The 15,327-nt window shown below is 64.1% G+C and carries 7 protein-coding genes and 4 pseudogenes; 6 read left to right on the top strand and 5 right to left on the bottom strand.

Going from position 1 to position 15,327, the window contains the following annotated elements; genetic code table 11:
* Positions 1–233 precede the first annotated feature (233 nt).
* Genes SACSA_RS0119630 through SACSA_RS0119620 form a run of 3 tightly spaced genes read left to right on the top strand, consistent with a single transcriptional unit; the run spans position 234 to position 4,655 of the window.
* Positions 234–794: a hypothetical protein gene (locus SACSA_RS0119630; protein ID WP_157597070.1), complete on the top strand. Its 561-nt coding sequence runs from the start codon at positions 234–236 to the stop codon at positions 792–794.
* Positions 787–1,905: a helix-turn-helix domain-containing protein gene (locus SACSA_RS0119625; protein WP_019819481.1), complete on the top strand. Its 1,119-nt coding sequence runs from the start codon at positions 787–789 to the stop codon at positions 1,903–1,905. The genes SACSA_RS0119630 and SACSA_RS0119625 overlap by 8 nt, the downstream gene beginning before the upstream one ends.
* 5 nt (positions 1,906–1,910) lie before the next feature.
* Positions 1,911–4,655 (top strand): ATP-dependent DNA helicase, encoded by a 2,745-nt coding sequence (locus SACSA_RS0119620; RefSeq protein WP_028662062.1) that lies wholly within the window; start codon positions 1,911–1,913, stop codon positions 4,653–4,655.
* A gap of 48 nt (positions 4,656–4,703) precedes the next feature.
* Here the strand turns inward: SACSA_RS0119620 and SACSA_RS0119615 are convergent.
* Positions 4,704–5,611 (bottom strand): annotated as a pseudogene (locus tag SACSA_RS0119615) (IS5 family transposase).
* Between the two features lie 125 nt (positions 5,612–5,736).
* A complete protein-coding gene (locus tag SACSA_RS0119610) occupies positions 5,737–10,608 on the bottom strand; it encodes a DEAD/DEAH box helicase (RefSeq protein ID WP_019819475.1) in 4,872 nt (1,623 codons plus the stop codon).
* Between the two features lie 671 nt (positions 10,609–11,279).
* On the opposite strand from SACSA_RS0119610, the gene SACSA_RS0119600 reads away from it, so the two are divergent.
* From SACSA_RS0119600 to fxlM, 3 genes are read left to right on the top strand one after another with little or no spacing between them, the layout of a single operon-like run.
* On the top strand, positions 11,280–12,278 hold the full coding sequence (locus SACSA_RS0119600; protein WP_019819473.1) for a lanthionine synthetase C family protein: 999 nt from the start codon (positions 11,280–11,282) through the stop codon (positions 12,276–12,278).
* A gap of 9 nt (positions 12,279–12,287) precedes the next feature.
* Positions 12,288–12,410 (top strand): hypothetical protein, encoded by a 123-nt coding sequence (locus tag SACSA_RS27080; RefSeq protein WP_019819472.1) that lies wholly within the window; start codon positions 12,288–12,290, stop codon positions 12,408–12,410.
* 1 nt (position 12,411) lies between these two features.
* Positions 12,412–13,518, top strand: a complete 1,107-nt coding sequence (gene fxlM, locus SACSA_RS0119595) for a methyltransferase, FxLD system (RefSeq protein ID WP_232213020.1) — start codon at positions 12,412–12,414, stop codon at positions 13,516–13,518.
* Between the two features lie 646 nt (positions 13,519–14,164).
* On the opposite strand, the pseudogene SACSA_RS24925 reads toward fxlM, so the two are convergent.
* From SACSA_RS24925 to SACSA_RS24915, 3 pseudogenes are all read right to left on the bottom strand, one after another.
* A pseudogene (locus SACSA_RS24925) lies at positions 14,165–14,958 on the bottom strand (IS5 family transposase).
* A gap of 44 nt (positions 14,959–15,002) precedes the next feature.
* Positions 15,003–15,174: pseudogene (locus tag SACSA_RS27225) on the bottom strand (haloacid dehalogenase); the annotation flags it as partial.
* 1 nt (position 15,175) lies between these two features.
* A pseudogene (locus SACSA_RS24915) lies at positions 15,176–15,327 on the bottom strand (bL17 family ribosomal protein); the annotation flags it as partial.

Below are 15,327 nucleotides of genomic sequence, written 5' to 3'. Positions count from 1 at the left end.
CGCCCATGCACCTAAAGCATTGATGCGTGGATCGTGTGCAATAATGAAGTCGCGTCCTGGTCGAGCCGCGGCCATGGACACCTGCTTCAGGAGGGTCACCAATGGTCCCGGACTCGCCCGCCGATGCTCTCGGCTCTCACGCGCCCGGCCTGCGCAACTTGCTCGTTGAGCTCGTACGGGCGCGGCACGGTCTCGCGTCTGAGGCACACCTGGTCTCCGAGTCCAGGTACGCGATGGGGTTCGGCAGCCAGTGGCGGGACCTGCTGGACGACACCAGTCAAACACTGAAGGAACGGGGTTTCCAGTCCATCAAGCTGGGCCCCGGGGGACACGAGGTCCCAGTCGTCAACGGCAGCTTGGTGTACGTCTGGCGCGTGGCGAACAATCCGAAGGCGGTGAGCGAGTTCGCGTCGAGCCCGACCCGGAAAAACGGCTTCATGACCGCTCCCCTCGACCCGACGCTGTGGGAGCCCAGCCTGTCCGGCGAGCCTCAGCCCGTCTATGACGCCTCGGAGGAGAACGAGCTTGATCCCGTGCTCAGGACGGTCGGCGACACGATGCCGTTGGTGCTAGTCATGGTCGAGTCGACACCGCGGCAGCTGCAGTCGATCGAGTGGGCGGTCGCCGTACTCGACGGCGACGGCAAGGTCCGGCTGCGTGGGCAGGAGTGCATCTGGGAACCTGAGCTTGCCGCCGAGGACGCTGCATCCGACGTCGAGTCGTTCGACAGCGGTGTGCCGGTCGCGCCGGTCGTGGAGCTCCAGAAGCAGGACCGGAGGCCAGCCGATGGGTGAGGAGGGTCAAGGCCTGTTCGAGGTCCCGGCTGGCGGGAACGGTCGGTTCGAGCCGGCACGGCTGACCCAAGCCCGGGTCCGCCTGGGGGTGAGCAAGGCCGACCTGGCTGCAGAGGTCGGTGTCTCTGCGGCAGCGATCGGCCAGTACGAGGCCGGCGTGAACTCGCCACGGCCCGAGGTGCTCAACCGGCTGGCGACTTCCTTGAAAGTCCGCCCGGGGTTCTTCGGCGTTGGCCGCCCGCTCGCGCGCATCGACACCCTGAACGCACACTTCCGCAGCCTGAGGTCAGCCCGCGTCAGCGACCGCCAGAAGGCACTGGCCACTGCGGCGTTGGTGTGGGAGCTGACCTTCGCGCTCGAGCGGTACGTCAAGCTTCCCGACGTGGATCTTCCCGTCCTCACCGCCGGCGCAACGCCGTCCGAGGCTGCCGCGGCGCTCCGCGCGCACTGGGGGTTGCCGGACGGTCCGGTGAAGCACTTGGTCGCCACCGCCGAGTCCTGCGGCATCGTCGTCGCCGTACGGCCGTTGCGCGAGATCGACGCTGTCGACGCGTTTTCGGCTGTCATCGTCGACAGGCCGCTCATCATCACCACACCCCGTCGCAGCGAGAACGTTTTTAGGCACAGGTTTTCGATAGCGCACGAGATCGGCCACCTGCTGCTGCATCGCGACCCCAGCGGCCACAGCGCTGCGGTTGAGAAGGAGGCCGACGAGTTCGCAGCCGCATTCCTGACGCCGGCAGCTGCCATGGACGCGGTGCTGCCGCAGCGGCTGGACCTGGCGGCTCTGGACCGGCTCGGGCGGACATGGGGCGTCTCGCCGAAGTCGCTCGTCCGCCGGATGGTCGAGCGCGGGCGCACCACCGAGTCGTCGGCGCGGCGGGCCTACCAGCGCTTGGCTATGACCGACGACCCTCGGGCCGACCCGACGAGCGCGTACCCGGGGGAGAACCCGTCACTCCTGAAGAAGGCTGCGGAGCTGGCGAGCGACCACGGCGTGGGGATTCCTTCTCTCGCTGAGGTGCTGAAGCTTAGCACGGTGCAAGTCCGTGACCTGCTCGGCGATGCCGACCAGCGCCCGGTCCTGCGCCTGGTCGGCGGCGGGGACTGACTGCCATGGCATCAGTGCAGCAGCAGGTGCAGAGCGTCGACGGGGTGATCTGCCAGAACATCGCCAGTCTCCGTGACGATCGCGGTTTTCTGTCGCAGAACCTCCTCGCTCAGCTTAGGAACATGATCGAGGGGCTCATCGTCTGGGCGCACCTCGACGATCCCTCGGCCGAGTTCCACTACGACCAGGTGGGCCCTGCGCTGGCCGAGGTCAAGGCGAAGGCGAAGTTCCGCTTGCTGAGCAGGTTCCACAACCTGCTCCAGGCCAGTGCCTCGCACTACACGCTGGACGGCGACCCGTCCGAGCGGCTGATGCTGAAATACTACGAGTACCTGCTTCGGACCCGCGACCTCGTGTTGAAGCAGTTCGGTATCAGGATTCTTAGCAACCTTGAGCTGTTCCCCGTAGACCTCGATCCGTCGCTCCGGGAGTACCACGAGAAGATCGCGGAGCGCATCGAGGCGGCCAGCGCGAAGCGGATCGAGCGCCGTCGCGGGCGCTACTATGTCCATAGTTCGCGGCCCTTCTTCTCCGGCGGGCGGATCTACTACGAGGTCACCTTCTCGGTGGCCCACGACTGGACGAGCAAGTTCGACCGCACGATCGCGTTCACCGACATCGACATGACCGACAGGTACGCGGCCTACCTGGACCTGTCGAGCGAATCGATCACGGTGCTGGGGCAGACCATGCCGATCTTGGTCATCCGTTCGTGGGAGGTCTCGATACGGCCCTGCGAGTTCACCAACTACGCGCGGTTCTTCGGACTGTCGACGCGGGTTCAGTCGAGCCACGCCGAGTACCGCAACCTGATGCAGTACCTGACGAAGACTCGATCCAGCCTGCTCGACCTCGTCGATATGACCGACGCGAGCTACAACCGGATCCGCAGTTGGGCTCTCGGCGACTCGCGGCGGACCGCGCTGATCTTCCCTGCGCTCGACCAGGCCCGGGCGCTCATCCGCTCGAACCGGCCGGGGTCTCGTGTGCTGCGGTACCTGATGCTCCAGATGCGCAATCAGTGGATCAAGGCCCAGTACGACCCCACGCCGAACAGGTGGCTGTCGGGGCTCCGGCTCACGTCGCGGAGCAGTCCCTTCGACACGATGCCGTTCTGCACTGCCCCCAGCGGTCACGTCCCGCGGTTCGTGGATCTCGCAGAGAGCCTTGATGCAACCGGCCGCGAGCACGAGCTGCTGGCGCGCCGCGTAAGGAACAACGTCGAGCAGCACGGCGCGATCTACACACCGGTTGCTGAGTGCGAAGACCTCGGCGACATTGACGCGCTGATCACGAAGCACAACCGGCTGCTCCCGCCGATCGACCGGCACGCGCCGCGGAAGCTTGCCCACGCCCACGGGCACGTCTTCATCGTCGGGTACGAGGACGACACCGTCGCGATCATCGAGAAGCTGCGGGCGATCGCGGGTGAGGGCATCGAAGGGCACGCCGACGGTGTCCAGGAGTGGCTGGACGCGAACCCGGGCGAGATCGACGACGACCTGAAGGCCACGGCACTGAAAAAGCTGTTCAGGCGCTCGAAGGTCGCACTCGTCTACGGGTCGGCCGGGACCGGGAAGTCCACCATGGTGGATCACATCGCTGGGTACTTTTCGGGCGAGCGGAAGCTGTTCCTCGCGCACACCAACCCGGCCGTCGACAACCTCAGGCGGCGGGTACATGCGCCGAATTCAGACTTCAGCACGATCACCGGCCACATCAACAGTAGCGCGTCGTTCGGCTCAAGCTACGGCGTCGTCGTGATCGACGAGTGCAGCTTCGTGGACAACACGAGTCTGTTGAAGGTACTCAACAGCACCGAGTTCGAACTGCTGGTGCTCGTCGGTGACGTCTACCAGATCGAGTCGATCCAGTTCGGCAACTGGTTCAGCCTCGCGCGCTCCTACGTCCCCAAGGAGTCGGTCTTCGAGCTGACCAAGCCCTGGCGGACAGAAGACGGAGCGCTACTCGTCTTATGGGACCGGGTGCGGAACCTGGACGACCGGATCGAGGAGTCGCTCTCCAAGCACGGCTACTCGAAATCGCTGGGCGATGCGCTCTTCCTGCGCGAGAGCGACGACGAGATCGTGCTGTGCCTGAACTACGACGGGCTCTACGGCATCAACAACGTCAACCGGTTCCTGCAGGCGAGCAACCCGAGCCCCGCCGTGACCTGGGGCGAGGCGACCTACAAGGTCGGCGACCCGGTGCTGTTCAACGAGACCGAGCGCTTTCGGCCGGTCATCTACAACAACATGAAAGGCAGGATCACCGGCATCGACCGCGTGCCCGGTCGCATCACGTTCGACGTCGACCTCGAACACGAGATCACCGACGAGGACGATCTGGCCCGTACCGACCTGCGGTTGGTCAAGGACTCGGTAGTCCAGTTCGACGTCTTCGAGCGCCCGAACTCGGACGACGATGACGACGACGTCAACACGCTGGTGCCCTTCCAGATCGCCTACGCCGTGTCGATCCACAAGGCACAGGGCTTGGAATACGACTCCGTCAAGGTGGTCATCACGGACGCCAACGAGGAACGGGTCTCCCACAGCATCTTCTACACGGCGATCACGCGGACCAGGCGTCGGCTTGGTGTCTTCTGGACACCGGAGACGCAGCAACGGATTCTGAGCCGCCTGGCGGTGCGAGAGAAGGCGAAGGACGAGAACCTGCTCAAGGCACGCCGGGGTGTCATTCCTGTTGAGTCCCGGCCGAAACGGCAGAAGGAACGCCCCCGGCCGTAGTGGGTGCGCCGGGGGCCCACAAGTCGATCCTGCGCGGTTAGGAGCTGTTTAGGAATTGGTCTTGGTGAGGTTGCGTAGCCAGATGTCGATGGTGGCGACGTGGAGGGTGGCTTCGTAGCGGACGGCGAGTGTGTCGTAGCGACTGGCGATGGCGCGGTGGTGTTTGAGCTGGTTGATGCCGCATTCGACGGCGTGACGTTGCCGGTAGTGGTGGGGGTCGAAGGCGGGTGGGCGGCCGCCGCTGGAGCCGCGGGCGCGGCGATGGGCGGCTTGATCTTTGGGGGTCGGGATCGTGGCCGCGATCCCGCGTGTGCGCAGGTAAGCCCGGTTCGAGCGGGAGGAGTAGGCCTTGTCGGCCAGCACGCGCTGCGGGCGTGTGCGCGCTCGTCCAGGTCCGGGCCGGGGCACCCGGATCGCGTCCAGCACGCCGGTCATCTGAGGGCTGTCACCGCGTTGACCGGCGGTGATCACCAGTGACAACGGTTTGCGTCCTTGTTCGCAGGCCAGGTGGATCTTCGTGGTGAACCCGCCCTGGGACCGACCGAGCGCGTGGTCGGCCGGCTCGTCGCCGGGCGGTTCGACCTGCTCATCGGTTCGTCGGCGGGCCCCGGACGCGTGCTGGTGGGTCCGGTTGATCGTGTATTCCACCGATACCTGCCAGTCGATCAGCCCTGCCCGGTCGGCCCATGCCCACAGCATCGTGAGAATCCACGGCCACACGCCCTCACGTTGCCAGCGACGGAACAACTGATAGATCGACTGCCAGTGCCCGTAACGTTCCGGCACGTCCCGCCAGGGAGCACCGACCCACACGCGCCACCGGATCCCGTCCAGCAACTGACGCCACGTCCACTTCGGGCGACGTCCCACCGAGGACGAGGCGGCAACACGCGCTGCAACGCCTCCCACTGCCGGTCCGTCAAGTCTTTACGCGCGCCCACCGATACCCTTCCCACCGACGTCTCCGGATAGATGCTGATCTTCTTGGTCGTTGATCCATCTACCGGAGACCTCGCTATACCCAGACACCAGGGCCCGTTCCTAAACAGCTCCTAGTTCGGGCGGCTGTCACCTGCACTGGCTATTCCAGGATATCGAGCGCGGGAAGGTTGTCTATGATCTTCAGAGTCTCCAGACTGACGGTGACGATCCGCTTGAGCAGGTCGACGATGTAGCGCGGGTCGTCGGACCAGTCGTTGGGGTCGCTGATGATCTCCGATGGTTTGTCGACCTTGACCTGGTAGCGGTCGATGATCCACTCGATCGCGGAGCGAGTACCGAGTTGATAGCGGTACGCCTCTTCCGGAATGTTGGTGAGCGTGACCCGGTTATTGTAGACGATCGTCGAACGATCCGGTTGACCCTTCACCTTGGGGATCTTCATCTTGGTGACGCGGTATAGCTCACTCGGCGAGGTCGCCGACTCGTCACCGGCCACCATCTCGACAATGCCGCCGTACGGCTCGACCTGCTCATAGCCGAGGTGCAGGTTGGCGAGCGCACGGCCAGCCTCGGCATAGCCGTGGAAATCCCGGGCCTTCGGGATACGCGGCAGCGACTTCTTCAAGTTGGCAGCGAAGCGCTCACGGTACTCCGAGGAGTGCAGCAGACCGTAGGTGTAGTAGAAGATGTCGTTCTTCGTGATGGTCGGATCAGCGTACGCCTTCCGATAATCGACGAGGGCGGCGTCGGTGATGTTGTCGACGCGCTCGTAGCCATCATTGCTGTCACCGAATGCCAAAACTCCCTCGACGGGTTCGCGATAGGTGTATCGGCAGAAGTACGGGCCAACACTTTTGGTGCCGACAGCGTGCAAGTCAGGCACAGTATCCATCATTAGAAGTGAAAACGACTCGTCAGACCCAGTGCCGGTGATGTAAAATCCGAAGTTCGCATGATCTGACGTCGGGAATATCTGCCGCAACTGATACGACCTCTGCATGAGTTGCGGATCGAAGTAAACCCACTGCTTAGCAAAAGGTCGGTAGGTCGACACCCGAACCAGGCTAGCATCGAATTTGTACGTGACCCCCTTAACGATCCGTTTGAGGTCACTCTCGTTCCAGCTGGTCTTATTCTCGTCGTGGCCAATGTGCCCACCAACCCCAGCAGCGGAAGATCCAACTACCTTTACATGGTCCGCATAATCAGTCACCTGCTCGTTATAGAAGTCAACCATCGATTGAACGTTCTTGGCAAGCTCACTTTTGGAGTAGTTATAAACCCAGAGATCGCGGCCAGTTTTCAACCCGCTGGAATGCAGCGCGAAGACAGGCTTTGCCGCCGCACTCTTGACCTTCTCCCCTATCGCCTGAAATTCCGTGAATTGTTCATCACGCTGGTTAACCCAGTCTCCGTCCACGTTCGGTTTGAGCTGATCCCACTCCACAGTGTTCAGGTCTTGTTCATTGAGGATGCGCAGTTTATTCTCACGGCTGAGGTAGTGACCGATGTCGCGATAGTAAAGCTCGCAGTTGTTACCAGTACGAGCGCTTTGCTCGCTCTTGACTAGGAGCAGGATCGCAATGGTGGTTCGGCTGCCTGAACCGAAAATTTTCCCACCTTCCTTTTTAGACTGTGCTCCTCCGGTGAGTTGGTTGCCGCGCAGATTGTAACAGTAGATCGCGTCGAATTCCTCGACCAAGGACTTGCGCAGTCCGTCAGCGGTGTTGCCGTCGATGTAGCCGCCGTTGGAGACGAAGGCGACAATGCCTTCGTCGGTGATGCGGTCGGATGCCCAGCGGATCGCGCGGATATAGGAGTCGTAGAGTGAGTTTTTGTTCGTCGCCGTTGACTTGGCGGCGTAGGTTTGCTGGATGCGCGTATCCAGGGTTTCATACTTCAGGTTCTGGTTGTTGTCGTTTTGGTTTCCCTGGCCTACCGAGTAGGGCGGGTTGCCTATGACAACGGTGATCGGCTGGGTCTTCTGTCTCTTCGCGCGTTCGCTGTTGCCTTCCAAGACGTCCATGCCCGTGATCTGCGATTCGACGCCCTCCGCGAGTTGGAACGTGTCGGTCAGGACGATGCCCTCAAACGGCCGGTACCCGCCGCCCGTGAGGTCGCTGAAGGCGGCCTCGATGTTGACTGCGGCGATGTAGTAAGCGAGCAGCACGATCTCGTTGGCGTGCAGTTCGTGGGTGTACTTGCGCAGCAGGTCATCCGGCTTGATGAGACCGGACTGGAGCAGCCGCACAGGGAACGTTCCAGTGCCGACGAAGGGGTCGATAATTTGCACGCCTTCATCGGACAAGGACTTGCCGAGGTGTTTGACTAGGGCCTGTTCGGTGGCGCGGAGAATGAAGTCGACAACCTCGATCGGTGTGTAGACAATACCGAGTGCGTCGGCGGTCTTGGGCAGGGCTGTCTTGAAGAACTTGTCGTACAGCTCGACGATGACGCGTTGGCGGCCCTCGTGGTTGTCGATGCCTTCGGCGCGGACGCGGACCGAGTGGTAGAAGTCTTCCAGGGTCTTGGTTTCGGCGTCAAGGCCCTGGTCGTCGAGGACATCGAGCATGCGTTGCATCGCCTTGGAGACCGGGTTGTGCTCGGTGAAGGCATAGTCTTTGAATAGCGCTTCGAAGACCGGCTTGGTGATGATGTGCTGCGCGAGCATGTCGACGGCATCGTCATCGGTCACGCCGGGGTTGAGGGTCGCCCGCAGCTCGCCCACGAATTCCTCGAACGCGGGCCGCTTGTCGGGTAGAGCGAGCGCGGCCTTGATGCGGGTAACGTGGCGGTCGGCGATCTGGGCGATATCTTTGGCCCAGTCCTCCCAGTAGTGGCGCTCGCCGACCTTGTCGACGATGCGGGCGTAGATGGTGTCTCGCCAATCGCTGATGGAGAACAGAGCTTGCTGGACATGCTGGGCACTTTGGGCTTCCCGCTCCTTGGCGGCCTTGGCGCTGTCGTCAGTGCTGGAACCGTCCTTGTCACCGACCGACTCGTCGCCCGCGCCGACGTGCCCGATGCCGATCGTTTCGGGCTTCTTCTTGTTCAGCTCGATCTGGTTGACGGTCGCGTTAAAGCGGTCATCGTGGGCGCGTAGCGCCTGCAGGACCTGCCACACGGTCTTAAAACGCCGATTGTCGGCGAGCGCCTTTTCCGGAGGCGTCCCGGCGGGGATCGCGACGGGCAGGATGATGTAGCCGTAGTTCTTGCCTGGTGCGACGCGCATCACGCGGCCGACCGACTGGACCACGTCCACCACGGAGTTGCGCGGGTGCAGGAACAGCACCGCGTCCAAGCTTGGCACGTCCACGCCTTCGGACAGGCAGCGTGCGTTGGACAGGATGCGGGCGTTGGCCGGGCCGGGGTCCTGCTTGAGCCAGTCGAGGAGCCGGTTGCGTTGAAGGGCGTTGAAGGTGCCGTCGACGTGGTCGACCTCGCAGTGCAGCACCTCGTCGTCGGCGTCGTCGTAGGCGTCGACGACCTCGTTGAAGCGTTCCGTGATTGTCTTGGAATCGGCGATCGACCGAGCGAAGGCGACAGCTCGCTTCATCGTGGTTTCATCCTCGCTGAAACCGGAGCCATCTGCAAAGGTGCCGGTGCGCTTGGCCAGCGCGTTCCAGCAGCCGATGATTTTCGCGGCGTCGTCGAGGTTGAGTTCGGAATCCCCGCCGGTGAAACCTTGTTGGAGGGTTTTGGCGACTACACCCTCGTCCACGGTGAGAATGAGGACCTTGTAATCGGTGAGCAGGCCCTTCTGCACGGCCTTGCCGAAGCCGAGCCGGTGGAACTCGGGGCCGTACGTGGTCTCGTCGTCCATCGAGGCGACCGCCGCGGCCGCACCCTTGGCTTCCTGCTTGGTGTCGTCGCTGTACACACGGGGGGTCGCGGTCATGTATAGGCGCCGGTCCGCACTGATGAAGTTGTTGTCGTGCACGCGGACGAACGTGGACTCGTCGTGGCCGGACAGGGTGACGCCGGTGGTTCGGTGGGCCTCGTCGCACAGAACAAGGTCGAAGCGGGGCAAGCCCTTCTTCTGGGCCGCAGCAACGGTCGCGATCGACTGGTAGGTCGAGAACACCACCGTCAGCCCCGGCATGGCTTCGACCCTGGCGATCTGCGTGACCAACCGGTCCGGGTCGGTCGTGGCAGGAAGTGCCAGTTCGTGAGTGGCCATGTCCTTGTCGTCGCCCTGTGCCTTCTGCTTGCTGACCTGAGCGTCCGAGCACACGGCAAATGACCGGATCTCAACTTCAGCCTCATAAGACCACTCACGCAGAGCCTGCGAGAGCAAAGCGATAGAAGGCACAAGAAACAATGCGGTGGTCTGCTCACCGTCGCCTGCCTCAGCGCGTTCACGGTGCAGCCGTTCCGCGATCTTCAGGCTGGTGAACGTCTTGCCGGTACCGCAGGCCATGATGAGCTTGCCACGATCATGCTTGGCGAAGCCAGCGAACACCTCATCGATCGCTGCACGCTGATGCGGAAGGGGCTGCTTGCGAGCTCGCAAGGTCATCCCGATCTCGGATCGAGCTCCGGGCGCAGGCACATGCCACTGAACCGGGCTGAAGGCAATCTCGGCCAGACCGACGCGCGTAACCGGAATCTGCTGGTCGGTTAGCGCTGACTCAGCATGGACGCTCCACTTGTCCGTCGTCGAGATGATCATCCGGCGGGCGAAGTCGCCTTTACCGGAGGCCGTGAAGAAGGAGTCGATGTCCTCCTTACGCACTGTGTGATCTGGATCATAAAACTTGCATTGGATCGCGCAAAATTCACCAGTCCGCCGGTCCTGGGCTACCAGGTCGATGCCGGTGTCCCGCTTGTCGTGTTCCGCGCCCGGCCAGTCAGCCCACATCCACACGCGGCTGAACTGCTCGCTCCACTGCGGGTCGGTGCTCAGGTACTGGACCATGAGTTCCTCGAAACGAGTCCCCCGGTCCCGGTTGACGGTGGAGCTCTCGCGGATCGCTTGGAGTACGTCATGCACCGTCGTGGTCTCAGTCAACGCGCCTCGCACCTCATCGCAGTCAGCAGTCGGCGGTGCGCGAGCGGCACCGCAACTTTCGCATGAATCCTGTGTAACTCTACCGGTGATCCTGTTCACGTGGCCTGCGCCTGCGCCTGTGTCGAGCAGGCCCCGCTCCACATGACCAGCGCTTCGACCCGATCAACACATCCACCAACAAGTCAGGACGTCGGCCGTGAACCTCAGCTGAGCCTGCACCGACGTCAGCCGAAGCTCAGTCCCCGTACCCCTCGGATCTGTCGAGGCGGGAGTGATTACCGCCCCTGGCCAAGACATCGCGCCCAGGACATGACAAGCTGCCCGCCGACGAGCGCAAGACCCGCACCCAGGTCTACCCCTGGAACCCGTCGATCTCCCACACGGTGACAGTGGAGGTGTTGAATCGGCGGTTCGCGAGTTGGTCGAGCACTGTGGTGTAAACCGGGGTGCGCGCCGCGGACCTGCGCGACCTCACACACCGCTCGATCGACCGGACTGACCGAAAGACGTGCTGACTGTGCACCGCAAGGGGCGGAAAGACCCGACAACTCAGCTCACCGTCACTGCGCTAGCGGACGTCGATACGTACCTCATCGAAGAAAGCAGTCCGACCCCGGAACCGACGTCACCGCAGCCAGCTAACCGGTGGACACAGCCGCGCTCCTGACCTGGTGGCCGAGCCGTTGATGGCTCACCCCGAGGAAGCGAGTTTGTTCGAGGGCGCGCCTGCGATCGCGTTCACTCTCGCCGCCACCGGCCAGCGCCGGGCACTGGCTGTGCTCGATGAGCACGTCGAGAAGATCACCCGGTCCCGGCTGGAGACCGCCCACCAGCGCATGGCCCGCGGCGAGCTGGCCGACAAACGCGAGTTCGACCTCATCGGCGGCCTAACCGGGCTGGGTGTCTACCTGCTGCACCGTAGTACCACCGACGACGCATTATGTGAAGCGCTGCGCTACCTGGTGTGCCTGACCCAGCCCCACCCCGACGGGCAACCTGGCTGGTGGGCGGCCCACGGCCCCACCGGTTCTGGCCCCGCCTGGCGGGATGGGCATGGCAACCTGGGCATGGCGCACGGCATCGCGGGGCCGTTGACACTGCTGTCGCTGGCGTTGCGCCGCGGCCTCGTCGTGTCCGGGCAGGCCGCGGCTATCGACCGCATCTGCCAGTGGCTGGACCGCTGGCGCTGTGGCGTGCCACCGAAGGCGTGGTGGCCCGAAGTCATCGGCCATGCCGACCACGCACGCGGCGCCGTGCACCAGCCTGGCCCGGCGCGGCCAAGCTGGTGCTACGGCACTCCCGGCATCGCTCGCGCGCAACAAGTCGCCGGCCTCGCACTCGGCGACCGCCCCCGGCAGCGACTCGCCGAGAACATCCTGGCCTGGTGCCTGACCGACGAGCAGCAGCTCGCCCAGCTCAGTGACGTGTCGCTGTGCCGTGGCTGGGCCGGAGTTGTGCACACTGCCTGGCGCGCCAGCCGCCACAATGACCAGCTCGCCGCCACGCTCCCCCGCCTGCGCGGCGGCCTCAACGCCCACCTGGCACGCCAGCCCCCGAGCGAGTGTGGACCGCTCACTGGCGCCACGGGTGTCATGCTGGCCCAGCGCGTCGCCCGCACGAACACACCACCGATCACACAGTGGGACACCTGCCTGCTGCTCAACGATTGAAAGGAACCGATGAACACCACCGATACCGCCGCCAGCTCACCCGAGGCCCGGCGCGAGACCATGCTCGCCAAGGTCCAGGCCAAGGGCTATGCAAAGCGTCCCGACGTGGCACGGGGCACGGGTGCTGCGTGAGGTGCCACGGCACGAGTTCGTGCCCGAGACCGATCTGGACGCCGCGTACAACCCGTGGCAGGCAGTGATCACCCACCGCTTCTCCGACGGCACCTCGCTGTCCTGTGCCTCTGCGCCGCACGTCGTGGCAATGATGCTTGATCAGCTCGTCGTGGAACCCGGCAACAAGATCCTCGAGATCGGCGCCGGGACCGGCTACAACGCCTGTCTGCTCGCCCACCTGACCGGCGAGGACACCAATGTCGTCACTATCGATATCGACCCTGACGTCACCGCCCAAGCCAGCCGCAACCTGGCCGCCGCGGGCCACACCGATATGCACGTGGTCACCGGCGACGGCGCGCTCGGTGTCCCCGAGCACGCCCCCTACGACCGGCTCATCGCCACCATGTCCCCGTGGAACATCCCTCGGGCCTGGTGGCGGCAGCTCGCTCCCGACGCCCGCGTGGTGCTGCCACTGCGGTGGCGTGGTCAGGCTCGCTCGGTCGCGTTCACCTACCGAGACGGGCGCCTGGTTGCCGACTCGATCGAACTATGCGGCTTCGTTTACCTTGTCAGCGACGACGAAGGCGAACTGTCCGCGCCGATCACCGACGACGAGACCATTCGGCTGCATTGGGACCGCGACCAGCCCTTCGACCTCGATGTCTTGCACGGAGTACTCAATCGGCCCCGCAGCACCGCATGGTCCGACGTCACCATCGCGGGCGACGAACCCCACGACGGGGTATGGCTGCGACTGACCGCCACCGATCCGCGCGTGTGCCGCCTCAACGTCCCCGCCGGCACCAAACCCGCGCTCTGCGACCCAATCTCACCCGGCCGCGCACCCGCGCTGGTGGAAGGCAGATCGCTGGCCTACCTCACCTCCCGCCGCCGCGACGGCGGCGAAACCACCCGGTGGGAACTGGGCGCCACCGGGCACGGCCCCGCCGGTGCCGAACTCGCCCGCCATTTCTGTGACGAGACCCGCGCCTGGTCGATGCACCGCGACGAACACAAACCCACCCTCATCACCTACCCCGCCGACACCCCAGACAGCGAACTGCCCGGACCAGTGATCGACAAGACCCACAGCAGGCTCGTCCTCACCTACAGAACCGACTGACCAGCCCAGCAGAGAACAGACGATGACCAGGAAGCCCGAACCACCGACCGAGCAGGCAGTCGATGCCTTCGAGACTAAGTTAATCCAAGCGTTCCGCTGTGCTGCCCGAAGCCGGGGCCTACGAGTCATAGAGCTCGCCGGCTTTCTGGCCACCAGCGGAGCCACAATGGGCCTTTATCAAGACGGAGCGCGGTTCAGCGAGAATCGACTGAGAATCACGTAGAAACTAAGCGGGTGACATGTTGATCAACATGGGCCGCGCCGTCGAGTTTGGTCGCCCGGTGGCCTTCGCGTTCGACGTCGCGCCCTCTCGTTGATCGGGTGCTGATCGTTGCCGGGTGGGAAGCGCCCATATGTCAGGTTGTGTTTACTGAGTAAAGGTTCTTGCCTCGTTTCTTCTTGAAGGTGCAGATGTCCTCATTTTGCAGTCTGGTGAGGAGAGCTTCATGAAGGCCGTCGTAGTCGACGTTGAACTCCGCTCCCGAGTGGTCGACATTGTTGTATGGGGGACCGAGGGCGACGAAGACGTCAACGATGTGTTGTGTTGCCGCAGCGGGTGCTGCGGTGTGTAGGAGACGCAGCAGAAGATTGCGGTCCGACGGTGCGGCCTGTGCTATCCGCACCACTGTGTCTGGCGTTAGAGCTCCTAACGTATTCGGTTGGGGAGTCGGCGCCAGCAGATGATGCTGGTGGCGAGGGTGAGGAGGCCGTGGTGGATGTCGGTGCGGCGTTCCCACCGGGTGGCCAGGCGGCGGAACTGGTGCAGCAGGGCGAGGGTCTGTTCGACGACCCACCGTGCTGCCTGGACGTTGTCGCGGGTGCCGCGGCGGCTGATCAACGGGCGGATCCCTCGCCGCCGCAGCGCATCGCGGTAGGTGTCGTGGTCGTAGCCCGGTCGGCCACGAGCACGTCAGGTTTGCGGCGGGCCTGCCTCGCCGTCCCCGTACCGGTGGGATGGCCCCGACCAGCGGCAGAAGCTGGGTGATGTCGTTGCGGTTGCCGCCGGTGAGCCGCACGGCGAGGGGGATGCCCCGCCGTCGCAGATCACATGGTGCTTGGAGCCGGTCTTGGCCCGGTCGACCGGGCTCCGGCCCCGTGTCCGGCCCCCTTTTCGCGCGCACGTGCGAAGCATCCACACACGCCCGGGACCAGTCGATGGCCGCGGCCGCGTTCAGCTCCGCCAGCAACACCTCGTGCAACCGGTCGAACACCCCGCCTCCTGCCAGTCCCGCAACCGCCGCCAACACGTCATGCCCGAGCCGAAGCCCAGCTCCTGCGGCAGGTCCTCCCACCCGATCCCGGTGTAGAGCACGAACAAGATGCCCTGCAACACCTGCCGATCCGGCAACGGCTTCGGCCCGTCCTGCCCGCCGGACGCACCGGCAACACCGGCTCGACCCGCGACCACAACTCATCCGACACCACCCACGGCGCACCCACACCAAGACCATCTCAAACCAAGATCATCAATGTGTTAGGGGCTCTCAGCCGGCGTACTGAAGTAGGCGTTCAGCGACCTGGACAAGATCAGCACCACTCACGTCCGGTGCGGTGAAGACGTCACCGTAACGGCCTTCCAGCCGCTGACACCATCCGGCGAGACAGCCCGCACGTTGGCTCCGTGGCAGTCCAGGCATGCACCGCGACCAACGCCATTGGTGATCAGCTTCTCGGCGAGCGGGCGCACGCGCTTCGCCTTGGCCTCGGTCGTCGTGATCTTGCCGTGCTCGAACAACGACGTCGCCAGGTTGGCCAACATCAGCCGCTCGTGCGCGGGCGATCCGCCGAGACGGGGTCCCTTGGTGGGGG

The organism is Saccharomonospora saliphila YIM 90502 (assembly GCF_000383795.1).
Classification (GTDB): domain Bacteria; phylum Actinomycetota; class Actinomycetes; order Mycobacteriales; family Pseudonocardiaceae; genus Saccharomonospora; species Saccharomonospora saliphila.
Note: the sequence above shows the minus strand (reverse complement) of the source record. Positions and strands in the feature narration are given on the sequence as shown.

Excerpts from the sequence above, each read along its gene's own strand:
- SACSA_RS0119630 (WP_157597070.1), top strand. The coding sequence starts at position 234 with ATGGGGTTCGGCAGCCAGTGGCGGGACCTGCTGGACGACACCAGTCAA.
- SACSA_RS0119620 (WP_028662062.1), top strand. The coding sequence starts at position 1,911 with ATGGCATCAGTGCAGCAGCAGGTGCAGAGCGTCGACGGGGTGATCTGC.
- SACSA_RS27080 (WP_019819472.1), top strand. The coding sequence starts at position 12,288 with ATGAACACCACCGATACCGCCGCCAGCTCACCCGAGGCCCGGCGCGAG.
- SACSA_RS0119625 (WP_019819481.1), top strand. The coding sequence starts at position 787 with ATGGGTGAGGAGGGTCAAGGCCTGTTCGAGGTCCCGGCTGGCGGGAAC.